At 41.0% G+C, this 22,472-nt stretch carries 24 protein-coding genes and 1 pseudogene; 18 read left to right on the top strand and 7 right to left on the bottom strand.

The genetic code is table 11. From position 1 onward, the window contains the following. Nucleotides 1-4: 4 nt before the first annotated feature. The 3 genes from KBU52_RS07265 (at nt 5) to recA (ending at nt 3,599) form a co-directional block, all read left to right on the top strand. Nucleotides 5-1,063, top strand: coding sequence for an LCP family protein (locus tag KBU52_RS07265; protein ID WP_254724686.1), 1,059 nt, complete (start codon nt 5-7; stop codon nt 1,061-1,063). Nucleotides 1,064-1,139: 76 nt separating this feature from the next. Beyond that, nucleotides 1,140-2,396: a competence/damage-inducible protein A gene (locus tag KBU52_RS07260; RefSeq protein WP_254724687.1), complete on the top strand. Its 1,257-nt coding sequence runs from the start codon at nt 1,140-1,142 to the stop codon at nt 2,394-2,396. A gap of 54 nt (nt 2,397-2,450) precedes the next feature. Next, complete coding sequence (recA, locus tag KBU52_RS07255) at nt 2,451-3,599, top strand: recombinase RecA (protein WP_006149228.1); 1,149 nt, start codon at nt 2,451-2,453, stop codon at nt 3,597-3,599. A 44-nt stretch (nt 3,600-3,643) separates the two neighbouring features. On the opposite strand, the gene KBU52_RS07250 is transcribed toward recA, so the two are convergent. Further along, entirely contained in the window at nt 3,644-4,198 is a 555-nt protein-coding gene (locus tag KBU52_RS07250) for a GNAT family N-acetyltransferase (protein WP_254724688.1), read from the bottom strand. A 108-nt stretch (nt 4,199-4,306) separates the two neighbouring features. Between KBU52_RS07250 and KBU52_RS07245 the strand changes: the two genes are divergently transcribed. From KBU52_RS07245 to KBU52_RS07175, 15 genes and pseudogenes are all read left to right on the top strand, one after another. After that, nucleotides 4,307-5,677, top strand: a complete 1,371-nt coding sequence (locus tag KBU52_RS07245) for an MATE family efflux transporter (protein ID WP_254724689.1) — start codon at nt 4,307-4,309, stop codon at nt 5,675-5,677. A 97-nt stretch (nt 5,678-5,774) separates the two neighbouring features. Further along, on the top strand, nt 5,775-6,491 hold the full coding sequence (locus KBU52_RS07240; protein WP_254724690.1) for a YebC/PmpR family DNA-binding transcriptional regulator: 717 nt from the start codon (nt 5,775-5,777) through the stop codon (nt 6,489-6,491). A gap of 55 nt (nt 6,492-6,546) precedes the next feature. Next, nucleotides 6,547-6,711 (top strand): annotated as a pseudogene (locus KBU52_RS07235) (ABC transporter ATP-binding protein); the annotation flags it as partial. A 101-nt stretch (nt 6,712-6,812) separates the two neighbouring features. Next, the gene (locus KBU52_RS07230) at nt 6,813-7,316 is read left to right on the top strand and encodes a phosphatase PAP2 family protein (RefSeq protein WP_254724691.1); all 504 of its coding nucleotides are present in this window, start codon (nt 6,813-6,815) and stop codon (nt 7,314-7,316) included. Nucleotides 7,317-7,434: 118 nt separating this feature from the next. Beyond that, nucleotides 7,435-7,881 carry a LytTR family DNA-binding domain-containing protein gene (locus tag KBU52_RS07225; RefSeq protein WP_004250544.1) on the top strand — a complete coding sequence of 149 codons (447 nt, stop codon included), beginning with the start codon at nt 7,435-7,437 and terminating at the stop codon, nt 7,879-7,881. 4 nt (nt 7,882-7,885) lie between these two features. Then, nucleotides 7,886-8,560, top strand: coding sequence for a hypothetical protein (locus KBU52_RS07220; RefSeq protein WP_254724692.1), 675 nt, complete (start codon nt 7,886-7,888; stop codon nt 8,558-8,560). Between the two features lie 106 nt (nt 8,561-8,666). Then, nucleotides 8,667-8,855: a 50S ribosomal protein L28 gene (rpmB, locus tag KBU52_RS07215; RefSeq protein ID WP_001140948.1), complete on the top strand. Its 189-nt coding sequence runs from the start codon at nt 8,667-8,669 to the stop codon at nt 8,853-8,855. A 153-nt stretch (nt 8,856-9,008) separates the two neighbouring features. Then, on the top strand, nt 9,009-9,374 hold the full coding sequence (locus KBU52_RS07210; RefSeq protein ID WP_254724693.1) for an Asp23/Gls24 family envelope stress response protein: 366 nt from the start codon (nt 9,009-9,011) through the stop codon (nt 9,372-9,374). Nucleotides 9,375-9,376: 2 nt separating this feature from the next. After that, nucleotides 9,377-11,041 carry a DAK2 domain-containing protein gene (locus KBU52_RS07205; protein ID WP_254724694.1) on the top strand — a complete coding sequence of 555 codons (1,665 nt, stop codon included), beginning with the start codon at nt 9,377-9,379 and terminating at the stop codon, nt 11,039-11,041. Between the two features lie 142 nt (nt 11,042-11,183). Next, on the top strand, nt 11,184-11,375 hold the full coding sequence (locus tag KBU52_RS07200) for a hypothetical protein (RefSeq protein WP_000681201.1): 192 nt from the start codon (nt 11,184-11,186) through the stop codon (nt 11,373-11,375). Then, nucleotides 11,372-11,566 carry a hypothetical protein gene (locus KBU52_RS07195; RefSeq protein ID WP_006146175.1) on the top strand — a complete coding sequence of 65 codons (195 nt, stop codon included), beginning with the start codon at nt 11,372-11,374 and terminating at the stop codon, nt 11,564-11,566. The genes KBU52_RS07200 and KBU52_RS07195 overlap by 4 nt, the downstream gene beginning before the upstream one ends. Continuing rightward, a complete protein-coding gene (locus tag KBU52_RS07190) occupies nt 11,553-12,437 on the top strand; it encodes an ABC transporter ATP-binding protein (protein WP_254724695.1) in 885 nt (294 codons plus the stop codon). Before KBU52_RS07195 ends, KBU52_RS07190 begins: the two co-directional genes overlap by 14 nt. 1 nt (nt 12,438) lies before the next feature. Continuing rightward, nucleotides 12,439-13,176, top strand: a complete 738-nt coding sequence (locus KBU52_RS07185) for an ABC transporter permease (protein WP_254724696.1) — start codon at nt 12,439-12,441, stop codon at nt 13,174-13,176. After that, on the top strand, nt 13,176-14,273 hold the full coding sequence (locus KBU52_RS07180) for a sensor histidine kinase (protein WP_254724697.1): 1,098 nt from the start codon (nt 13,176-13,178) through the stop codon (nt 14,271-14,273). The genes KBU52_RS07185 and KBU52_RS07180 overlap by 1 nt, the downstream gene beginning before the upstream one ends. Then, complete coding sequence (locus KBU52_RS07175) at nt 14,274-14,873, top strand: response regulator transcription factor (protein WP_254724698.1); 600 nt, start codon at nt 14,274-14,276, stop codon at nt 14,871-14,873. It begins immediately after the preceding gene. A 55-nt stretch (nt 14,874-14,928) separates the two neighbouring features. Here KBU52_RS07175 and KBU52_RS07170 read toward each other — a convergent pair whose 3' ends face one another. The 6 genes from KBU52_RS07170 to KBU52_RS07145 all read right to left on the bottom strand — a co-directional run bounded on the left by KBU52_RS07170 (nt 14,929) and on the right by KBU52_RS07145 (nt 22,462). Continuing rightward, the gene (locus KBU52_RS07170; RefSeq protein WP_254724699.1) at nt 14,929-16,509 is read right to left on the bottom strand and encodes a hypothetical protein; all 1,581 of its coding nucleotides are present in this window, start codon (nt 16,507-16,509) and stop codon (nt 14,929-14,931) included. 70 nt (nt 16,510-16,579) lie between these two features. Beyond that, nucleotides 16,580-17,800 (bottom strand): DNA cytosine methyltransferase, encoded by a 1,221-nt coding sequence (locus KBU52_RS07165; RefSeq protein ID WP_254724700.1) that lies wholly within the window; start codon nt 17,798-17,800, stop codon nt 16,580-16,582. Nucleotides 17,801-17,826: 26 nt separating this feature from the next. After that, nucleotides 17,827-18,333 (bottom strand): hypothetical protein, encoded by a 507-nt coding sequence (locus tag KBU52_RS07160; RefSeq protein WP_254724701.1) that lies wholly within the window; start codon nt 18,331-18,333, stop codon nt 17,827-17,829. Further along, nucleotides 18,333-18,617, bottom strand: a complete 285-nt coding sequence (locus KBU52_RS07155; RefSeq protein ID WP_254724702.1) for a hypothetical protein — start codon at nt 18,615-18,617, stop codon at nt 18,333-18,335. The genes KBU52_RS07160 and KBU52_RS07155 overlap by 1 nt, the downstream gene beginning before the upstream one ends. Beyond that, nucleotides 18,614-19,801, bottom strand: coding sequence for a hypothetical protein (locus KBU52_RS07150; RefSeq protein ID WP_254724703.1), 1,188 nt, complete (start codon nt 19,799-19,801; stop codon nt 18,614-18,616). Before KBU52_RS07150 ends, KBU52_RS07155 begins: the two co-directional genes overlap by 4 nt. 3 nt (nt 19,802-19,804) lie before the next feature. Then, on the bottom strand, nt 19,805-22,462 hold the full coding sequence (locus tag KBU52_RS07145; RefSeq protein ID WP_254724704.1) for a valine--tRNA ligase: 2,658 nt from the start codon (nt 22,460-22,462) through the stop codon (nt 19,805-19,807). Between the last annotated feature and the right edge of the window lie 10 nt (nt 22,463-22,472).

Raw genomic sequence — 22,472 nt, 5'->3', positions numbered from 1 at the left:
ATGTATGGCAAAAAAAATAATCGGAATGTTTTTAGGCTTTGTTCTTGTGACGGTGCTTGGTGTGGGAGCTTATGCCTATACTATCTACCAACAAAGTACACAGACTTTAGCCAAAACTTATAAACAAATCGGAGAAGAAACCAAGGTTATCGAGGCAACTGAACCATTGACAATCCTTCTTATGGGGGTAGATACGGGGAATGTTGAACGTACAGACCCATGGGCAGGAAATAGTGATTCAATGATCTTGGTAACAGTGAATCCTAAAACCAAGAAAGTTGTTATGATGAGTTTGGAACGTGATATTCTGACACAAATCCAACAACCAGATGGTAGTGTTAGAGAAGCTAAACTCAACGCTGCCTATGCTGATGGTGGAGCAGAGCTTGCCATTTCGACCATTCAAAAAATGATGAATATCCACATCGACCGCTATGTGATGGTCAATATGCACGGTCTTCAAAGAATGGTTGATGCTGTCGGAGGTATCACAGTAAACAACACTCTAGGTTTCCCAATCTCTATCCAAGACCAGGAACCATTTAACACGATTTCTATCGGTGTTGGGGAACAAACCCTAAATGGTGACGAGGCGCTAGTATACTCACGCATGCGCTATCAGGATCCAGAGGGAGACTACGGTCGTCAGAAACGTCAGCGCGAAGTCATCCAAAAGATTGTTGAAAAAATTCTTAGTTTGAATAGTGTCAGCCACTACCAAGAAATTTTGAAGGCTCTTAGCGATAACATGCAGACAAATATCGAGATTACGACAACAACGATTCCTCAGTTGATGGGCTACCAAGATTCCTTTAAGAATATTGAGTCTCAGCAATTACGTGGAGAGGATGCAATGATTGACGGAATATCTTACCAAATCGTGACATCTGAGCATATGTTAGAGATGCAAAATCTTTTACGTCGTTCATTGGATAAGCCAGAAGTGACCGAATTGGAGACAAATGTAGTCTTGTATGAAAATATTTATGGGCGTTTACCACAAACAACTGGTTCTGTTGCAGATCAAGAACAACAAGGCCAACAAGTACAACAAGAACAATAAGAAATGAATACTAAAATCGTAGGAATTTTCCTGCGATTTTTTCAAAGGAATCCGAATAGATAGGTAGGAGGAAAAAATGAAAGCGGAAATCATAGCTGTTGGAACAGAGATTCTAACAGGTCAAATTGTCAATACCAATGCTCAGTTTTTATCTGAAAAGTTGGCTGAAATCGGTGTTGATGTCTACTTCCAAACGGCTGTAGGAGATAATGAGTCTCGTCTCTTATCCTTGTTGGAGATTGCTAAGAATCGTAGCAATCTGGTTATCCTAACAGGAGGACTGGGACCGACAGAGGATGATTTGACCAAACAAACCTTGGCCCATTTTCTACGGCGTGATTTAACTTTTGATGCTCATGCGCAGGCTAAACTAGATGACTTTTTTGCTCATCGACCGGACTATGCCCGAACTCCAAATAATGAGCGCCAAGCTCAAATCGTTGAGGGTTCAATCCCGCTACCTAATGAAACAGGACTAGCAGTCGGAGGCATGATTGAGGTGGCTGGCGTGACCTATGTCGTCCTACCAGGGCCACCAAGCGAACTAAAACCCATGGTTTTGAATGAATTGCTTCCGAGATTGACAACTGGAGCTAAGTTATACTCACGTGTGCTACGTTTCTTTGGCATTGGCGAGAGCCAGCTAGTAACGATTCTGTCGGATTTGATTGAAGAGCAGACAGATCCAACCTTGGCACCTTATGCAAAAATAGGAGAAGTGACTCTGCGTTTGTCTACCAAGGCTACTAGTCAAGAAGAAGCAAGAAAATCTTTGGATCGTCTTGAGGTTCAAATTCTTGCCCGCCAGACTTTTGAAGGTGTTGCTTTAAAGGATATTTGCTATGGTTATGGTGAGGAAGCGAGTCTAGCTAGTGTAGTTGTTGAGGAGTTGAAAAAGCAGCATAAAACCATAACGGCTGCGGAAAGTTTGACAGCAGGGCTTTTTCAAGCAACTTTGGCAGACTTTTCGGGAGTGTCAACTATCTTCAAAGGTGGTTTTGTCACTTATAGTCTAGAAGAAAAGGCTAAGATGTTAGATATTCCACAAGTAGAGTTGGAAAAACATGGAGTTGTTTCAGACTTTACGGCGGAAAAAATGGCAGATCAGGCACGGCTTAAAACTCAATCAGACTTTGGAGTTAGCTTGACAGGAGTGGCTGGTCCGGATAGTCTAGAAGGGCATCCTGCAGGCACAGTTTTTATCGGTTTGTCTCAAGTATCAGGCACAGAAGTTGTTCAGGTCAATATAGCTGGAAGAAGTCGAGCAGATGTTCGTAAAATTGCAGTCATGCATGCTTTTAACTTAGTTCGCAAAGCTTTATTAAGTGACTGACTTTTGATATAATAGAAGAAGGTTCTTAGAATCATTAAAATATAGGAGAACAAAATGGCGAAAAAACCAACAAAAAAATTAGATGAAATTGGGAAAAAATTTGGGGCTGATCGTGAAAAAGCTTTGAATGATGCGCTTAAATTGATTGAAAAAGACTTCGGTAAGGGTTCAATCATGCGCTTGGGTGAGCGAGCAGAACAAAAAGTGCAAGTGATGAGTTCAGGCTCTTTGGCACTTGATATTGCACTCGGTTCAGGTGGTTATCCTAAGGGACGTATCATTGAAATCTATGGTCCAGAATCATCAGGTAAGACAACAGTAGCCCTTCACGCTGTAGCGCAAGCACAAAAAGAAGGCGGAATTGCAGCCTTTATCGATGCGGAACACGCTCTTGACCCGGCTTATGCAGCAGCTCTTGGGGTTAACATTGACGAATTGCTCTTGTCACAACCAGACTCAGGTGAGCAAGGTCTTGAAATTGCAGGGAAATTGATCGACTCAGGTGCGGTTGACCTTGTGGTTATTGACTCAGTTGCAGCTCTTGTACCTCGTGCGGAAATCGATGGAGATATCGGAGATAGCCACGTTGGTCTTCAAGCTCGTATGATGAGCCAAGCTATGCGTAAACTCGGTGCTTCTATCAACAAGACAAAGACAATTGCTATCTTCATCAACCAGTTGCGTGAAAAAGTAGGGGTTATGTTTGGAAATCCAGAAACAACTCCTGGTGGACGCGCCCTTAAATTCTATGCTTCAGTCCGTTTGGATGTGCGTGGAAGTACACAAATCAAGGGAACTGGTGATCAAAAAGATACGAACGTTGGTAAAGAAACTAAAATTAAAGTTGTGAAAAACAAGGTTGCTCCACCGTTCAAAGAAGCTCTTGTTGAAATCATGTATGGTGAAGGGATTTCTAGAACTGGTGAACTCTTGAAGATTGCTAGTGATTTGGATATTATCCAAAAAGCAGGTGCTTGGTACTCATACAAGGGTGAAAAAATCGGACAAGGTTCTGAAAATGCGAAGAAATACTTGGCAGATCACCCAGAAATCTTTGATGAAATCGACCACCAAGTTCGTGTTCAATATGGTTTAATTGAAGAGGAAGAAGGCTCTAAAGCAAGTGCAGCAGCTGATGCAGATTCTAACCAAGAAGTAACACTTGATTTGGGCGACGCTCTTGAAATCGAAATTGAAGAATAAAAAGAAAAGTAGCAGTTTTACTGCTACTTTTTGTTTCATGATGACTAGTGGTCACTAAAGCGTCGGTATTCGATACGAAAGTCGAAGTAGTTCTCTTCTTGCAATTTTTGAAAGATGTTCCGATAGGCCTCTTCATCAAAGTGGTCGCCACGATAGAGAATTTCGAAGCTCATTCCCTCGTATTCCAAGAAGGCGTTGGCAGTTTTAAAGCCATTTTGTAAGTAAAAGTCCATGCGGGATTTTCTTTGTTCGAGATTGTCACAGTCTTCGTCTAATCGCTCCACTTCAAGAATCATAGTACGCTGGTAAAAATCAATGAGTTTTTCAATGATTTCTCTCCCGTACCCATGACTGCGGAGATGGGGCATAATGGCAAAGAAGCTAATGTAGAAAGCTTTTTGATTAGAAATGGCAAAAGCGAAGCCGACAAATTCTTCTTCGTTATAAAAGGCGAAAAAGTGGGCGTCATCTCTATCCTGGTAACTTAAAAATTCCTCCAAAGAGACACGTTCTTCTTCAGGGAAGGCCTCCTTGTTTAATTGTTCCACTTTCTCAAGGTCTGGGAATACATCTGTAATTAACTGACTTGTTAAGTTCATACATACCCTCCTTTTCTGTCACGATTATACCAGATTGTTTACATATAGGCAACGCTTTCTTAAGGAAACTCCCTTGTTCCTCTACTAGAAAGCTGATATAATAGCCATATGAATAAAAAATCAACGGTAGACCTAATTCATAGTCCTATCCTTCCTTCACTGATTAGTTTTGCTTTACCGATTCTACTGTCCAACATCTTTCAGCAGCTCTACAATACAGCTGATATTTTGATTGTTGGGCGTTTTTTGGGACAAAATTCCTTAGCGGCAGTCGGAGCTACGACAGCTATTTTTGATTTGATTATTGGATTTGCCCTCGGAGTCGGAAATGGGATGGGAGTCGTTATTGCCCGTCTTTACGGTGCTCGTAATTTTACAAGGATTAAAGAGGCTGTCGCAGCGACTTGGATTTTAGGTGCAATCCTGAGTGGTCTTGTGATGCTGATGGGTTTCTTCGGTCTTTATCCGCTCTTACAATTTCTCGAAACACCTGCAGAAATCCTCTCCCAATCCTATGAATACATCTCAATGATTGTTAGCTGCGTGGGAGTTAGCTTTGCTTACAATCTCTTTGCAGGATTACTACGCTCGATTGGTGACAGCCTTGCGGCGCTTGCCTTTCTTATCTTTTCAGCCATTGTTAATGTCATTTTAGATTTGTATTTTATTACGCAACTGCAATTGGGGGTTCAGTCTGCAGGTCTTGCAACCATCATCTCGCAAGGTTTGTCTGCTATTCTCTGTTATTTCTATATCCGAAAGAGTGTTCCAGAGCTTCTTCCAGAACTTAAACATTTCAGATGGAATAAGGATCTCTATGTCGATCTCTTGGAGCAGGGGCTAGCCATGGGACTGATGGGTTCAATCGTCTCTGTCGGAAGTGTCATCTTACAATCCTCTGTTAATGGCTTTGGAGCAGTTATTATCAGTGCCCAAACGGCAGCACGTAGAATCATGGCCTTTGCCCTATTGCCAATGACGGCAATTTCTGCTTCTATGACGACTTTTATCTCTCAAAACTTTGGGGCAAAACGTCCAGATCGTATCGTCCAAGGTCTTCGTTTAGGGAGCTATTTGAGTATGGCTTGGGCTACCTTTGCTTGTGTGTTCCTATTTTTTGCAAGTCCTAGCCTAGTTTCTTTCTTAGCGAGTTCAACAGATGGTTACTTGATTGAAAATGGGACCTTGTACCTACGTATTAGTTCTGTTTTCTATCCGTTTTTGAGTCTTTTATTGATTTATAGAAATAGTTTGCAGGGGCTCGGTCAAAAACTTTTACCCCTCATATCTAGTTTTATCGAGTTTATCGGGAAAATTGTTTTCGTCGCTTGGATTATTCCATGGGCAGGTTATACAGGTGTGATTCTATGTGAACCGCTACTTTGGCTGGTTATGACTGCACAGCTTTATATCTCACTCTCTCAGCACCCTTGGATAAAAGAAGGCAAGAAAATCTTGGCTGTTGGCGGACAATCCTAGCTTCATTTATAAAAGAAAAATCCATTTCCTCTAGTGAAAATCGACTAGACTTGTGTTATAATAAGAAAGATTAAAATGTGAAAAAAGGAGATTCCTAATGGGACGTAAATGGGCCAATATCGTAGCCAAGAAAACGGCTAAAGATGGAGCTAACTCTAAAGTATATGCAAAATTTGGTGTAGAAATCTATGTAGCAGCTAAAAAAGGTGATCCAGATCCAGAATCAAACTCAGCTTTGAAATTCGTTATCGACCGTGCTAAACAAGCGCAAGTGCCAAAACACGTTATTGATAAGGCAATCGATAAAGCAAAAGGAAATACAGACGAAACCTTTACAGAAGGACGTTACGAAGGCTTTGGGCCAAATGGTTCAATGTTGATCGTTGATACCTTGACTTCAAACGTTAACCGTACAGCTGCCAATGTCCGTGCCGCCTTTGGTAAAAACGGTGGTAACATGGGAGCTTCAGGTTCAGTATCTTACCTCTTTGACAACAAGGGTGTCATCGTATTTGCTGGTGACGACGCTGATGCTATCTTTGAGCTCTTGCTTGAAGCAGATGTCGATGTAGACGATGTAGAAGCAGAAGAAGGAACAATCACTGTTTACACAGCTCCAACTGACCTTCACAAAGCTATTGTGGCTTTGCGTGAATCTGGTATCCAAGAATTCCAAGTGACTGAACTTGAGATGATTCCTCAGTCAGAAGTTGAGTTGTCAGGAGATGACCTTGAAACCTTTGAAAAACTCTACGGAGTCCTCGAAGACGACGAAGACGTACAAAAAATCTATACCAATGTAGATGGCTTCTAATAGAAAATTTGATTTCATCCCGAGGAATGACTCGGGATGATTTTTTATCTCAAATATCATCGCCCACCGCTTGTCAACCATCCGCAATGCTGATTTGATTCTGGTCATGAAAGAAGGAAGCATCATCGAGCAAGGCAATCATGAAGAGCTGATGGCTCAGGGTGGTTTCTATGCAGACCTCTACAATAGTCAATTTACAGAAGACCAAGTAGAAGAATAGTAATCCAAAAGAAGGCTTGACGGCCTTCTTTTTCTGCACTATACTAGAGTAGGAGAAGCTAGTAGGCTTCTTGTGAAAAGAATAGGAATACCGAGAAATACATGAAAAACTATCAAGAGTGGTATGATAAAAGGAAATCAAGTCTCCTTCGACATCCACAACTATTACAACTGATGCGAGTTTTCAATCGCATGATGACAATCCTGATGCCCTTAGCTTACTTGACTCTGCTGAGCACAAGCTTTATAAGCAAAGGCTTGGGACAAGACCTTTACGCTTATATCTTAGTTCCAGCATTGGGTTTTATCCTGTTGACGCTTGTTCGTAAGTGGATCAATCAACCACGGCCTTATGAAACTTGGGAAATTGTTCCGCTACTGGACAAGGACAGTTCTGGCAATTCAATGCCTAGTCGCCACGTCTTTTCAGCAACCATTATTTCCATGGCTTGCCTGCATGCAAATCTTCCTGTGGGGTTGGTTTTGTTGGTCTTATCAGCTCTTCTCGGCTTTGTGCGGGTCTTAGGAGGCGTTCATTATCCCAAGGATGTTTTAGTTGGCTACGCCTGTGGTCTCCTCTTGGGAATTCTTTTCTTTATTTTGTAAGAAGCAAAGCAAGTGGGCTTGGGCTCGTAACCACTTACGGGCTAAAAGTGACCACTTGCTTTTTTGCCCTTGTAAAGTCTTCTGGCCTTTGGTATAGTAGATGCAGAAAGGAGATAGGATGAAGTTACGAATCGAGATTGATAGTGAATTAACTGAGACAGAGATTGTCATCAAGGCTGCAGCCCTGACAGATGAGATAGCTGACTTGCAACGACTCTTGCAAGAAACCAAGGCTCCTAGGTTAATCTTTTACAAGGGGACGGGTGAGTATTACTTAGACTTGGCAGAAATCCTCTTCTTTGAGACGGAAGGTAGCAAGATTTACGCCCATACCCAGAAAGAGGCCTACGAGGTTCGGCTCAAGCTTTATGAACTAGAGTCTATCCTGCCACGTTATTTCAGTCGGGTTTCCAAGTCGACCATTGCCAATATCCGGCAAGTTTACTCGGTGGACAAGTCCTTCTCAGGGACAGGCACTATTTCCTTTTATCAAACCCACAAGGAGGTTCACGTGTCACGGCACTACCAATCCCTCCTAAAAGAAAATCTAAGAAACATGAGGTAAGAACATGAAAAAGAAAGCATTTGGTATTGTGTTGCTAGTATTGGCAGCTTTAGTATTGTTACAGGGAAGTTTTGGAATCCCTTTATTTGGAGGGCAGATTTGGCCCTTGATTGGTATTGGATTTTTTGCCTATCAATCAGTTGAGGCAATCCTTCGTCGTCATTTCACTTCAGCCTCCGTTACAGCCCTAGTGGCCCTCATGATTGCTAATCATTTTTATAACATTTTACCGATTCCCAATCAATCACTGTTCTGGGCGAGTGTTCTCATCGTGCTTGGAGTAAGTATGCTGACTCATACTAACAGAACTTGGAATGGGAAAAAATGGTGGTATGACGGTGAAAAGACCATTCTGACAGACAAGGAAGTTGCTTTTGGGGCGGGTACATTTTACAAGCAAGACCAAGAATTGGTAGAAGACGAGTTTGAAGTCGGATTTGGGAATGCCAAAATCTATTATGACAATGCAGAGATGTTAGGAGATAGTGCAACCTTGAAGATAGAAGTCGGATTTGGGAATGCAGTTATCTATGTGCCCCAACACTGGAGAGTGGACCTGAAGGTGGAAACTTTTTGTGGTGCGGCCAAGGCAGATGCTCCTGTAGCCCCAACCAGCAAAACCTTGATTATCCGTGGAGACGTAGCTTTCGGGAAACTTGGTGTCGTCTACGTCAAATAAAAAAAGTCTTCCAATTCCCTTGCCAAAAATAAGAAAGTGTGATAACATAGTACGGTATGTGGTGCTAGCACATCCGCTATATTAGATCTAATAGGAGGAAAACACAATGGCTAAAGTATGTTACTTTACAGGTCGTAAGACTGTATCAGGAAACAACCGTTCACACGCGATGAACCAAACTAAACGTGCCGTAAAACCAAACCTTCAAAAAGTTACTGTTCTTATCGATGGTAAACCTAAAAAAGTTTGGGCTTCAGCTCGTGCTTTGAAATCAGGAAAAGTAGAACGCGTTTAATAAACATGAAAAGACCTACAGGGTCTTTTTTGTTTTGCTCGACAGCTGAAATCATTTGAAAAATCAAGCAAATATCCGATGATACAGCATTCTGCTTTTACAGTTGGGCTGAAATATGATAAAATAGAGTATCAACTATTTGAGGTAAAAAAAATGACTGTAAAAATTAATACAAAAGATGGTCAAGTCGAACTGACAGATGATGTGATCGCTACTGTCGTAGGTGGTGCAGCAACTGAAATTTTTGGTGTAGTCGGTATGGCTAGTAAAAATGCCCTCAAAGATAATTTCCAAGCCCTTCTTGGTAAGGAAAATTATTCAAAAGGTGTAGTCGTTAAAGCAGCTGAAGACGGTAGTATTACAGTTGATGTATATACTGTATTGAGCTACGGTACAAAAATCAGTGAAGTTTCAAAAAACATCCAAGAACGTGTTCGCTTTAGCCTAGAGAACCAACTTGGAATCACTGCTCAAACTGTGAATGTCTACATTCAAAATATCAAAGTTGTAGGAGAATAATCGTGTCAAATATTACTACAAGCTTATTTCAAGAAATGGTACAGGCTGCTTCAACTCGTTTGAACAAGCAAGCCGAATATGTCAATTCATTGAACGTCTTCCCAGTTCCAGACGGAGATACAGGGACAAACATGGGAATGACGATCGAAAATGGTGCTAAAGAAGTAGCAGACAAACCAGCTTCAACTGTAGGTGAGGCTGCAAGTATCTTGGCTAAAGGTCTTTTGATGGGTGCGCGTGGAAACTCAGGAGTTATCACTTCTCAGCTTTTCCGCGGATTTTCACAAGCTATCAAGACAAAAGAAGAGTTAACAGGGAAAGACCTAGCCCTTGCCTTCCAATCAGGTGTTGAGGTTGCCTACAAGGCTGTTATGAAGCCAGTTGAAGGAACTATCTTGACTGTATCACGTGGAGCTGCCATCGGTGCTAAGAAAAAAGCAGAACAAACAGATGACGCAGTTGAAGTGATGCGTGCTGCCTTGGAAGGAGCTAAAGCAGCCCTTGCTAAAACTCCAGAAATGCTTCCAGTATTGAAGGAAGTTGGAGTTGTGGACTCAGGTGGTCAAGGTTTGGTCTTCATCTATGAAGGATTCCTTTCAGCTCTTACTGGTGAATACAGTGCGTCTGAAGACTTTGTTGCCACTCCAGCCAACATGGGTGAGATGATTAATGCAGAACACCACAAATCTGTAGCTGGACATGTGGCAACAGAAGACATTACCTTTGGTTACTGTACTGAAATCATGGTTGCCCTCAAACAAGGTCCAACTTATGCTAAAGACTTTGACTACGAAGAATTCCGTAACTACTTGAATGAACTTGGGGATTCTCTACTTGTTGTTAATGATGACGAAATCGTTAAAGTTCACGTCCATACAGAAGATCCAGGACTTGTTATGCAAGAAGGTCTCAAATATGGTAGCTTGGTCAAGGTTAAAGTCGATAACATGCGTAACCAACACGAAGCGCAAGTGGAAAAAGAAGCTCAAGTCAGCAAGCCAACTGAAGAAAAAGAATATGCTCTTATCGCAGTAGTAGCTGGACAAGGATTGGCAGACATCTTCCGTGCTCAAGGTGTGGACTATGTCATCGAGGGTGGACAAACCATGAACCCTTCGACAGAAGACTTTGTTAAGGCTGTTGAGAAAGTTAATGCTCGTAACATTATCTTCTTGCCAAACAACAAAAATATCTTCATGGCAGCTCAATCTGCAGCTGAAGTATTGGAACAACCAGCTGTTGTAGTAGAAGCTCGTACAATTCCTCAAGGATTGACTAGCCTTCTAGCATTTGACCCAAGCAAGTCTATCGAAGAAAACCAAGAACGCATGACTGTGGCTCTTGGGGACGTTGTCAGCGGTAGTGTAACAACAGCCGTTCGTGACACGACTATCGATGGTCTAGAAATTCATGAAAATGACAATCTTGGTATGGTGGATGGTAAGATTCTCGTATCAAATCCTGATATGCACCAAACCTTGACTGAAACCTTGAAACACATGTTGGATGAAGACAGTGAAATCGTAACCTTCTATGTTGGAGAAGACGGAAGCGAAGAATTGGCAAATGAAATTGCTCAAGAAATCGCAGAAGAATTCGAAGATGTCGAAGTAGAAATTCACCAAGGTCAACAACCGGTTTATCCATATCTCTTCAGTGTGGAATAAAGATTAAATAATAGAAAAAAAGAAAGTTGATTTCTCAACTTTCTTTTTTTGTGACATTTGTCATATCTCTCCATGACAGAAGCTTCTAGTGACACATGCTTCAAAGAATTATAATAGATGTATCAAATGGAGGAAGAAAAAAATGAAACATAAAGTAATTGTCGCAATGAGTTTAGTAGCAGCAGGAGTCATGACTTATCTCATGTTCTCAGGATTGGATGAAGGTTTCTATCATTTTCCTTGGGAGTTATTTGCAGGATTTGGCATGATGTCTTGGTTGATCCGAGAAGGTTTGAAATTGGTCTCAGATGTGAAAAAGGAGTTTGAAAAATGAAAAAAGCGATTCTCTATCTTTTTATTGGACTATCACTAGTGGTATGGTTGGTAGAAATGTTTACAGGTTGGTTTGACCAAGCCTTCCTTCACCAATTCATCCGAGGTGCCTGGGGACTAGGATTTATGATTTTTATCGCCTTTCCGATGGGAAAGGAGTGGCTGAAAGGAGAATATCATGAACATGATTAAGGTAGAAAGCCTAAATAAAAACATCAAGGGCAAGGCTATTTTGAAGGATATTTCCTTTGAGGTAGCTGAAGGTGAATGCGTCGCCTTGATTGGGCCCAATGGTGCTGGAAAGACCACACTCTTGGACTGTTTGCTTGGAGATAAGCTAGTCACAAGCGGTCAAGTGTCTATCCAAGGCTTGCCAGTGACGAGTTCTCAGTTAGACTATATTAGAGGCTACCTCCCTCAAGAAAATGTCATCGTTCAGAAATTAAAGGTCAAAGAGTTGATTGCTTTCTTTCAAAGCATTTACCCAAATCCTTTGAGCAACCAGGAAATCGATCAACTATTGCAGTTTGACAAGCAACAAAAAGAACAATTGGCAGAAAAATTGTCAGGTGGGCAAAAGCGTCTCTTCTCTTTTGTCTTGACCTTGATTGGGCGACCAAAGCTTGTCTTTTTAGATGAACCAACTGCTGCCATGGATACTTCAACCCGTCAACGTTTTTGGGAAATTGTCCAGGACCTAAAATCCCAAGGAGTCACCATTCTCTATTCATCCCATTATATCGAAGAGGTAGAGCATACAGCGGACCGAATCTTGGTCTTGAATAAGGGAGAGTTGATTCGCGATACAACACCTCTAGCTATGCGTAGTGAGGAGATTGAAAAGCACTTTATACTACCTCTGGCTTACAAGGAAGTCATTGAGCAGTCTAACTTGGTTGAAAACTGGTCACAAAAACAAGATGCTCTACAAGTAGTCACACGTGAAGCGGATGCTTTTTGGCAATTGTTAGTGCAAGCAGGATGTAGGATTCAAGAAATTGAAGTCAATAATCGTAGCTTGTTGGATACAATCTTTGAAGAAACACAAAAGGGAGATGACTAAGATGAAACGATGGATCGCACTAAACAAGATAGAATTTCTATTGACCAAACGACAATTAGTCTATTATCTATTATCCGTAGGGATGCCGACGGCCTTCTATTTATTCTTTTCAGGCATGTACCAGGACACACCCGGTGGACCAGATAACTTTATGCGCGACTACCTCATCTCCATGACAGCTTTTTCTATGATGTCGACAGCTATGTTTTCATTCCCAGCTGTCTTACATACAGATAAAATCAACAACTGGCAGAAAACATTACGCCATACCCCGGTAAATATGGTAGAATATTATCTATCAAAGATAACAAGTATGATGGTTGATTATTTAGTTTCAATCCTGGTTGTTTTCTCAGTTGGGCACTTGGTCAGAGGTGTGGATATGCCTCTAGGAAACTGGATTGGGGCTGCGTTCTTGCTGATAGTAGGAAGTGTTGCCTTTGTAGCACTTGGATTGACCTTGACACTCTTGCCTTCTAGTCAGTTGATGTCAGTCGTGGGCAATCTTCTCTATCTAGGCTTGGCTGTTTTAGGCGGACTCTGGATGCCCATCTCTTTATTTCCAGACTGGATGCAAGCAATCGGAAAGTGCCTACCAACTTATCAGTTGATGGAGTTGCTCAAGACCTTCTTAAACGAGGGTGGTATCAATTTATCAGCCACAGTTTATCTACTTGTTTTTTCAACAGTTTTGTTTGGTTTGACCATTTACCTTCAAGGTCATAAGGAGAATGCTTAATGCTTGTAAGACTGAAAAGCATAGATTATATGTATTGGGCCAGTTTGATTTTTATGGTTTTTCCCATCGTTCCTGTAGTGACTGGGGAGCTTCCTAGCTGGCATTTGTTGATTGATATTCTATTTGTCTTGGCTTACTTAGGTGTTTTAACCACCAAGAGTCAGCGTTTATCCTGGCTCTGTTGGGTTATCATGCTAGCCTATGTAGCTGGCTATACTGCCTTTGTTGGTGTAAATTATATCTGGTTCTTCTTTTTCCTTGCCAATCTCTTAATTTATCATTTCGGCGTACGTAGTTTTAATTCTTTACATGTCCGAACTTTTCTCCTTGCTCAAGTCCTTGTTGTGGGGCAACTTTTGATTTTTCAGGAAGTTGAAGTTGAGTTTCTAGTCTATCTACTTGGAATTCTCACTTTTATCGATTTAATGACTTTTGGCTTGGTTCGGATTCGTATTGTGGAGGATTTAAAAGAAGCTCAGGCTAAGCAAAATGCCCAGATAAACCTATTGCTTGCTGAAAATGAACGTAGTCGTATCGGTCAGGATTTGCATGATAGTCTGGGACATACTTTTGCTATGCTGAGTGTCAAGACAGATTTGGCCTTGCAGTTGTTTCAGATGGAGGCTTATCCACAGGTGGAAAAGGAATTAAAAGAAATTCACCAGATCAGCAAGGATTCCATGAATGAAGTGCGAACCATTGTGGAAAATCTGAAATCACGGACCCTAGCTTCAGAGCTTGAGACTGTCAAAAAGATGCTAGAGATTGCTGGGATTGAAGTTCAGGTTGACAATCAGTTGGACAAGGCTAGTTTGACCCAAGATGTGGAGTCGACAGCTGCTATGATTTTGTTAGAACTGGCGACCAATATCATCAAGCATGCCAGAGCTAAAAAAGCCTATCTAAAACTGGAACGTACAGATCAGGAATTGGTTCTGACAGTTAGAGATGACGGGAAAGGATTTGCAACTGTAAAAGGAAATGAACTCCATACAGTCCGTGACCGTGCAGCAGCCTTCTCAGGTCAAGTAGAGCTGGTCAGTTTGAAAGATCCCACAGAGGTGCGCGTGCATCTGCCTTATAAGGAGAGAAAGTAGATGAGAGTATTAGTCGCAGAAGATCAAAGTATGCTGAGAGATGCCATGTGCCAGCTCTTAAGCTTTCAACCAGATGTGGAGACCGTCTTGCAGGCGAAAAATGGAGCTGAAGCTATTGAGATTTTGAGGAAAGAAGCCGTAGACATTGCCATCCTTGACGTCGAAATGCCAGTCAAGACAGGACTAGAAGCACTTGAGTGGATCAAACAAGAAGTGCCTGAAACCAAGGTGGTTATCGTTACGACCTTTAAACGTCCAGGTTATTTTGAACGAGCGGTCAAAGCAGGAGTCGACGCCTATGTCTTGAAAGAGCGAAGCATCGCCGAACTCATGCAAACCCTGCATACGGTGTTAGAGGGACGAAAGGAATATTCTCCAGAGCTGATGGAAGTCATGATGACCCATCCCAATCCCTTGACCGAGCAAGAAGTTGCTGTTTTGCATGGAGTTGCACAGGGGCTGTCCAACCAAGAAATTGCGGATAAGCTCTACCTATCAAACGGCACCGTCCGTAATTACATGACCAATATCCTCTCCAAACTAGGCGCCAGCAACCGAACCGAAGCAGCTAAAACTGCCGAAGAAGAAGGCTGGTTGTGAGGTGGAGAAAGAAAAAATCTCTTAGAAATGAATCTAAGAGATTTTTTTGTGTTGTTCAGGTTTGTTTTGCTACCCAGCCGATGGCATCGCTTGGTGGATTTTCAGTATCAATCCAGATGAATTCAATACCGATTTCGCCATTTTTAAACTTGGTCAATCGAATACCGTTGATTTCTAGTTCATTGAGTCGTTGTCCTGTCAATACTTCTCGTTCCTTCAACTGAAAAACACCACGCAAGATCCAATTTCCAAGAATTTCTTGCTTATCAGTTGACTGAATCGCCTTACCAGCTTCTTGGTTGATATATGCATTGATGACATCACCAGAAGGTAAAAATCTTAGTTTAAAGGTTCTTTCTTCTTTAGACAGAGCTAGTTTTTTAGAGCCAGGTTCAAAGGTTCCAAATCCTGGTCCGAAGAAGTCAGGCCTTTCATCGTGGAAATTTTTGGAGTCAGGCAGAGGAATGTAAACCTCACTAACTGGACGATAGACGAGTTGTTCGATTTCTTTAATGAGCTTTTCATTGCCAGTCTCGTGGACAAAGTGAATCAAATCCTCACGAATCGCCTTCATCTGAGCTTTTTCATCCTTGCTGGTCCACTTTTTCAAGAGGATTTCTTCTAAAGAAAAAGTCACAAAAGCTAGTTCTTCTGGAGCCAGACTGTCTTTGAATTTTTCCTGAATCTTTAGAATCCGTGGCAGACGATCTTTTTTGGCTAGTTTTGAACCACCATTAAAAGCATTGAAACCAGAGTTTTCTTCCACATTTCCATGTTTGTCTGTAATCACCCAAGATACTGTTTCTAAGATATCGGATTGTTCCTTTTCAGCTGTCAGTAAATGAAGGTTTTCAAAGAGAGAAAAGGGATCTTCAATGTAATGGACATCCCAAGTATCTACCACAATGTCTTTATTATTAAAAGTCATGTGGAGCTGGCTGTCAGCTGCTGTGTACTTGTAATGATGTTGCCCATCCGTAAATCGAAAATTAGTAGGATTGTTTTTGGTAGTTGATCCTTCAATGACCAGATTGTCAATATCGACTGGTAAATAAGTCGTTTCACCAACAAAAATCTTAGGATTTTCTCCCTTTGGTGTCGGCATTAGAACGTGGTAAACAGCTTCAACATTGACCGAATCCGAGCTAAAACCCTTGATTTGTGCCTTAGAGGATTCGATTCTCTGATTTCTTAAGATCGCAATCTTTCGTGCCAACTCTTCATAGCGCTGATAGTTTTCCTTGTCTGCAGCTTCTTTATCAGCTGAAATATCGGCATGGAACTTAATATCACCCAACAAGTCTGTCCAAGATTGAGAATCTTTCTTGAACTGGGCAATTTTTTGGTCTCCAGAATTAATCCCAAAAGACTTGATACCCACTAAGTATTTATGATTTTCATCCACAATGACGGAAGCATCATAGGAAGTATTGGCGATATCTTCCCCTACGGCATTAAAAGCCTTCTGGAAAACAGTCTCCTGAAATTTGGAGTTAACGATCGGAGCAACATACTGTTCTGTTTGTCTCTCGTCTTCGGATTCTGCCTTTTGAGAGAAAGCTTGACTCAAACTAGCGAAGTTGGTAATTAAGGTTTTGTATTTTTCTTTTTGTTCAGACTTTAGATGTTCCCACATATGCACCCTCTTTTCTATTTTCAGTATATCAAAAGAAGATTAGTTTTTCACTAATCCTCTTATATATTCGTTAATTAATACTGTAAAATTCGAGTTTACCTTGTTTTTTGACAAGTCTCAAATACTCTTCATCTGATAGAAGAGCTAAACCATCATCATAAGCCTTGATTTTTTCAAGAGCTTGGTCATAGCTATCCGCAAAGTCTTTCACATACGACTCGCCTTCAAACTGGCCATTCATCTTGGTGTAGATAATGGCAAATTTTCCTGAACGGTCAAGTTGAGACTGTCCTTGACTTTCATTCAAAGCCTTGGCAACATTCTCTGCGATGCGTTTAATCACAGGAACAACTACGCTATTTCCAGCTTGTTTGTAGAGCTGACCGTTAGAAACCTTTTCTGGGATTTTAAAGGATTTAGGATAGCCTTGAACGTTAAAGGTTTCTTTGGGAGTCAACTTCCGAATCTCGCCACTGTCCGTCAAAATCAATGGAACGTTATGTCCACCTGTTCCCATATTTGCTGTTAGGGTAGGTACGACGCCGTTTTTATTTTCACGGACATATTGACGTCGCCATTGGTAAACTGTATCTTGACTGGTCACTTCAAACTTCAACTGGTCGTAGAAATTCTGCTTACCTTCACGGTAGTAGTAGACCTCGTCTAGCTTATCACCGAAGTTAATCACATCCTGAAGAGTCGTAGTCAGCTTGATTTCCTCTGGAAATTCAAACAAGTCATAAGCTTCCTTGGTATCAAAACCAACAATGTAGATCCGCTCACGGTTTTGTGGGATATTTCCATAGTCTTTCCCGTTGAGGACCTTCCACTTGATAAAGTAGTTGTTCTCGGTCAAGGCTTCACGAATAACCTTGAAGGTATTTCCGTGGTCATGACCGACCATGTTCTTGACATTTTCGATAAAAATAGCGCGAGGTTTGCATCCCTCAATCATACGAAGCAACTCGAAGAAAAGATCGCCACGATCATCATCAAAACCCTTGCGATAACCCGCAATACTAAAGGCCTGACAAGGGAAACCTCCCATAATCACATCCACGCGCTCAGCTGGAATATCCTTTGGTTGAACATCGTGAATATCACGACCATCCAAATAGGTATCTGGATGGTTTAACTGATAAGTCTGACGCGCATACTTATCAAATTCATTGGCATACACCACTCTGAACTCGTTGGTCTGTTCAAATCCCAACTCAATTCCCCCAACACCTGAGAAGAAAGCTGCTATGTTGTACTTCTCAGGTCGGTTCGAACTTACAGAATTTGTCATGTAGTTACCTGCTTTCTAGAAATTAGTTATTCTCTGAAAATAAACTTGAGCAATTTATTCTTATTTTGAAATTTTTTATTTAAGATATCATAAAGTTCTGTTATTTTTTGTCTTGATTCTACTTGAAATGATTCAAATTTTTGATAATCAGTCACAGTATTTTGTTTATTAGAATAAAACTCCTCTGAATTTTCTATAAACTTTGTGAATTGGTTGTAAAATTCTATATCTAAAAATCTATATGGTGATGATTTTTTTCTAAGATTTTTCAAAACTGAAAGTATATTACTAATTCCATCTATTCTGTTTGATTCATGGTCAAATCTCAATTTGGCTTCTGCTTTTGGAATAATTAATTTCATATAAGAAAAATATATATCTTGAAAAAACTTTGAATCAGATTCTCTCTTTAATCTTCGGTTTTCTAAATAAAATGTAACTATTATAGCTATACAAGAAACAACAATCGCAACTATTGAAAGCCAGTCACTTAGCGCTACGCCTTGACCGGGAACATTGGACGTATTTGTCATTAATCAAAACTCTCCCAAAAATCTTTTTCCAATCCTTCAAATTCAGAATATATTTTGAATTTCTTTTTCACGTTTTCCAATCCTAGCTTCTCTATTTCGCTTGCTAATAATCCTTGTGGAAAAGAGGAAGCAAAAGACATAATTTGTGCAGGAAATTCTAAAACGACTTCCTTTTCGCCTTCAATTTTATTTGCTATTTGTGTATTATATATTTCAATTCCAAATGGTCTTCCAGATAAGCTAATCAAAGATTTATCTTTAATGTTTAGTTTAATATGTTTCATGTATTCATCTCCTCTAAAATAAAATTTAAATTATATGCAACTCCCGGTAAGTACACTTTACTTATTCCTAGAGAAGTTATTTCTGGAATAGAGTGTAAAAAAGAATTCTTATTAAATCCTATAAAACCTTCAGAATCTTGCTTAAGTAACTCTTTCTTGAATTTAAGTATTTCTTTGCCACTCATCATGTAACAATAATCTTCATGGGTGAAATTTTGAATTGATTTAATCAAATCAGTCATGCCTTTTCCACCGTTATTATAATTATCTGGTCTACCTGAAATCTTATCTTGAATAGAAGCTAAATTCCAAAAGTGTTCTTCGTTATAATTATCATTGAAATAAGATTGGTGGGTATCATATGCAACTTTAATTTTTTGATACCTTTCACTTTTAGATAATTCTGTATTTAAAATTTTATTCTTAACCTTATCACCAAAGTTTGTGCCTGAAAAATTAAGTACGGCAATATTTACAGCTCCAAACGTCCTTCCTAGCTTCTTTGAATGTGTGAAATTATGAGTGATATCAATGTCTAATAGACAATCCCCATCACCATGTTCAATAGCATTACCTACCAATTCTCCAATAGTATTAGCAAGTTTTATAACCATGACATCGTCATATTCAATCCGTCTATAGTTATCACTAAACTCAAATTGATTCCTAAGAAATAAAATCAAGTCACTCGTAAGTTTTGAAAGGTAAGAGTTCGACTCAGGGGAAATTAATCTCCTATATTTAACAGTGTTTCTACTAATATAGTTAAAATGTTTTTTAAACTTAGCTTCTCTATCTTGTTTGTCTGTAGAGAAATTTATAGAAAGTTCATTTAGAAACATAAGTGGTGAATTTTTAATTCCTTTTGTATCAATTGTAGAATCAGGAATGAGCTTTACTGTTATTGAATATCCCAACATCAACATTTCATACACCAAACACTCTAAAACTATGTAACTTAACTTATCTGCAACGGTAACTTTCCCAATATCAAGTAACACAGGTAGTTTTATAGGTTTGTTCTTTACCGAATTTAAAAAATCAATAATATTTTTTATAGTTGTATCATTTAAAACATGAGTTCTATTTTTAAACTGAAAACATTTTTTTCTTTCTTTAGTTAATAGAATATTCGATATTCTACGTGATTTCTGTGAACTAAGTAATAAATTAATATTATTCAATATCTATCCCTCGGTAACGAGTTTCTTCATCTCATCAATACGTGCGACGGTCGCATCGTACTTGGCTTGGTAGTCAGCTTGTTTGTCGCGTTCTTTTTGGACGACTTCTGGTTTAGCATTGGCTACGAAGCGTTCGTTAGAGAGCTTCTTACCGACCATGTCCAGTTCTTTTTGCCATTTAGCCAGTTCCTTGTCGAGACGAGCCAGTTCTTCTTCGACATTGAGGAGGTCTGCGAGTGGCAGATAAATTTCTGCTCCTGTGATGACACTTGACATAGCAAGTTCAGGTGCAGGGATGTTTGATGCAATTTCCAGGTGTTCTGGATTTGTGAAGCGTTTGATGTAGTTGACATTGCTGTTAAAGAAGGCTTCCAAGTCGCTATCGCTTGTCTTAACAAGAATCGTGATAGGCTTACTTGGTGCTACGTTTACTTCCGCACGCGCATTCCGAACAGCACGGATCAAGTCTTTGAGGCTTTCCACACCTGTGTGGGCCGCAAGGTCTTCAAAGGCTGGGTTGACAGTTGGGTATGCTGCTGTAACGATAGAACCTTCTGAGATTTGTCCAAAGATTTCTTCTGTTACGAATGGCATGATTGGGTGAAGGAGACGAAGGATCTTGTCCAAAGTATAAAGGAGAACAGAACGTGTGATAACTTTCTCTTCTTCGTTGTCGCTGTAAAGGACTTCCTTGGTCAACTCAACGTACCAGTCCGCAAACTCATCCCAGATGAAGTTGTAGAGGATGTGTCCAGCAACACCAAACTCAAACTTGTCAAAGTTTTCAGTGACTTTGCCGATCGTTTCATTGAGGTTGTGGAGAATCCAGCGGTCGGTGACATTTCCAGCTTCTTTGTTGACAACTTTTTCCACATTGGCAGTTGCTTGCTCAAGGGTCAAGCCTTCATTGTTCATGAGGATGTAGCGAGAGATGTTCCAGATCTTGTTAATGAAGTTCCATGAAGCATCCATTTTCTCGTAAGAGAAGCGCACGTCTTGCCCTGGTGCAGAACCGTTTGAAAGGAACCAACGAAGGCTATCTGTTCCGTACTTATCAATAACATCCATTGGATCAATCCCGTTACCGAGAGATTTCGACATCTTGCGTCCTTGCTCATCACGAATGAGACCATGAATCAAGGCATTTTTGAATGGCGACTTGCCAGTAAATTCCAAACCTTGGAAAATCATCCGAGACACCCAGAACGGAATAATATCATAACCAGTCACCAAAGTTGATGTTGGATAATAACGTTTAAAGTCTTCTGAGTCGACATCCGGCCAGCCCATGGTAGAGAATGGCCAAAGAGCCGAACTGAACCACGTATCCAAGACGTCTTCGTCCTGAGTCCAACCGTCACCTTCTGGAGCTTCTTCGCCGACATATATTTCACCCTCAGCATTGTACCAAGCAGAGATTTGGTGACCCCACCAAAGCTGGCGAGAGATAACCCAGTCGTGGACATTTTCCATCCATTGGAGGAAGGTATCGTTGAAACGAGGTGGGTAGAATTCTACCTTGTCCTCTGTGTCTTGGTTGGCGATAGCGTTCTTAGCCAATTGGTCCATCTTGACGAACCATTGCGTAGACAAGCGTGGTTCAACCACGACACCTGTACGTTCAGAGTGACCAACACTGTGGACACGTTTTTCGATTTTAACGAGGGCACCGATTTCTTCCAACTTAGCAACGACTGCCTTACGAGCTTCGAAACGGTCCATGCCTGCAAATTCGAAGGCCAAGTCATTCATGGTTCCGTCGTCGTTCATGACATTAACTTGTGGCAAGTTATGGCGTTGACCAACCAAAAAGTCATTTGGATCGTGGGCAGGCGTGATTTTCACGACACCAGTACCAAACTCAGGATCTGCGTGTTCATCCCCAACGATTGGAATCAATTTATTAGCGATTGGAAGAACGACATTTTTACCAATCAAGTCCTTGTAGCGTGGATCTTCTGGATTGACCGCAACCGCAACGTCTCCAAACATGGTCTCAGGACGAGTTGTCGCCACTTCAAGGGCGCGTGAGCCATCTTCTAGCATGTAGTTCATGTGGTAGAAGGCACCTTCGACATCCTTGTGGATAACTTCAATATCCGAAAGGGCTGTACGAGCTGCTGGGTCCCAGTTGATGATAAATTCGCCACGGTAGATCCAGCCTTTCTTGTAAAGGTCCACAAAGACCTTTCGAACCGCTTTTGACAAACCTTCGTCAAGCGTGAAACGCTCGCGAGAGTAGTCTACAGAGAGCCCCATCTTGCCCCATTGTTCCTTGATGGTAGTGGCATATTCGTCTTTCCATTCCCAGACTTTGTCAAGGAATTTTTCACGACCAAGGTCATAACGGCTGATACCTTCGCCACGCAAGCGCTCCTCAACCTTAGCTTGAGTCGCAATCCCAGCGTGGTCCATCCCTGGAAGCCAAAGCGTATCAAAACCTTGCATGCGTTTTTGACGGATGATGATATCTTGCAAAGTAGTATCCCAAGCGTGACCAAGGTGGAGTTTCCCAGTTACGTTTGGTGGTGGAATCACGATAGAGTAGGGCTTAGCCTTTTTATCGCCTGAAGGCTTGAAAACATCTTCGTCAAGCCATTTTTGGTAACGACCAGCCTCAACCTCGGCTGGATTGTATTTAGGTGAAAGTTCTTTAGACATGTGTTTGTCC

The sequence above is a fragment of the Streptococcus sp. 9.1(2021) genome, assembly GCF_030466425.1.
GTDB lineage: Bacteria > Bacillota > Bacilli > Lactobacillales > Streptococcaceae > Streptococcus > Streptococcus wuxiensis.
Note: the sequence above shows the minus strand (reverse complement) of the source record. Positions and strands in the feature narration are given on the sequence as shown.

What these genes read in the sequence shown, in the direction of transcription:
- KBU52_RS07265 (WP_254724686.1), top strand. Translation starts at nt 5, where the DNA reads ATGGCAAAAAAAATAATCGGAATGTTTTTAGGCTTTGTTCTTGTGACG.
- KBU52_RS07260 (WP_254724687.1), top strand. Translation starts at nt 1,140, where the DNA reads ATGAAAGCGGAAATCATAGCTGTTGGAACAGAGATTCTAACAGGTCAA.
- recA (WP_006149228.1), top strand. Translation starts at nt 2,451, where the DNA reads ATGGCGAAAAAACCAACAAAAAAATTAGATGAAATTGGGAAAAAATTT.
- KBU52_RS07250 (WP_254724688.1), bottom strand. Translation starts at nt 4,198, where the DNA reads ATGAACTTAACAAGTCAGTTAATTACAGATGTATTCCCAGACCTTGAG.
- KBU52_RS07245 (WP_254724689.1), top strand. Translation starts at nt 4,307, where the DNA reads ATGAATAAAAAATCAACGGTAGACCTAATTCATAGTCCTATCCTTCCT.
- KBU52_RS07240 (WP_254724690.1), top strand. Translation starts at nt 5,775, where the DNA reads ATGGGACGTAAATGGGCCAATATCGTAGCCAAGAAAACGGCTAAAGAT.
- KBU52_RS07230 (WP_254724691.1), top strand. Translation starts at nt 6,813, where the DNA reads ATGAAAAACTATCAAGAGTGGTATGATAAAAGGAAATCAAGTCTCCTT.
- KBU52_RS07225 (WP_004250544.1), top strand. Translation starts at nt 7,435, where the DNA reads ATGAAGTTACGAATCGAGATTGATAGTGAATTAACTGAGACAGAGATT.
- KBU52_RS07220 (WP_254724692.1), top strand. Translation starts at nt 7,886, where the DNA reads ATGAAAAAGAAAGCATTTGGTATTGTGTTGCTAGTATTGGCAGCTTTA.
- rpmB (WP_001140948.1), top strand. Translation starts at nt 8,667, where the DNA reads ATGGCTAAAGTATGTTACTTTACAGGTCGTAAGACTGTATCAGGAAAC.
- KBU52_RS07210 (WP_254724693.1), top strand. Translation starts at nt 9,009, where the DNA reads ATGACTGTAAAAATTAATACAAAAGATGGTCAAGTCGAACTGACAGAT.
- KBU52_RS07200 (WP_000681201.1), top strand. Translation starts at nt 11,184, where the DNA reads ATGAAACATAAAGTAATTGTCGCAATGAGTTTAGTAGCAGCAGGAGTC.
- KBU52_RS07195 (WP_006146175.1), top strand. Translation starts at nt 11,372, where the DNA reads ATGAAAAAAGCGATTCTCTATCTTTTTATTGGACTATCACTAGTGGTA.
- KBU52_RS07190 (WP_254724695.1), top strand. Translation starts at nt 11,553, where the DNA reads ATGAACATGATTAAGGTAGAAAGCCTAAATAAAAACATCAAGGGCAAG.
- KBU52_RS07185 (WP_254724696.1), top strand. Translation starts at nt 12,439, where the DNA reads ATGAAACGATGGATCGCACTAAACAAGATAGAATTTCTATTGACCAAA.
- KBU52_RS07180 (WP_254724697.1), top strand. Translation starts at nt 13,176, where the DNA reads ATGCTTGTAAGACTGAAAAGCATAGATTATATGTATTGGGCCAGTTTG.
- KBU52_RS07175 (WP_254724698.1), top strand. Translation starts at nt 14,274, where the DNA reads ATGAGAGTATTAGTCGCAGAAGATCAAAGTATGCTGAGAGATGCCATG.
- KBU52_RS07170 (WP_254724699.1), bottom strand. Translation starts at nt 16,509, where the DNA reads ATGTGGGAACATCTAAAGTCTGAACAAAAAGAAAAATACAAAACCTTA.
- KBU52_RS07165 (WP_254724700.1), bottom strand. Translation starts at nt 17,800, where the DNA reads ATGACAAATTCTGTAAGTTCGAACCGACCTGAGAAGTACAACATAGCA.
- KBU52_RS07160 (WP_254724701.1), bottom strand. Translation starts at nt 18,333, where the DNA reads ATGACAAATACGTCCAATGTTCCCGGTCAAGGCGTAGCGCTAAGTGAC.
- KBU52_RS07155 (WP_254724702.1), bottom strand. Translation starts at nt 18,617, where the DNA reads ATGAAACATATTAAACTAAACATTAAAGATAAATCTTTGATTAGCTTA.
- KBU52_RS07145 (WP_254724704.1), bottom strand. Translation starts at nt 22,462, where the DNA reads ATGTCTAAAGAACTTTCACCTAAATACAATCCAGCCGAGGTTGAGGCT.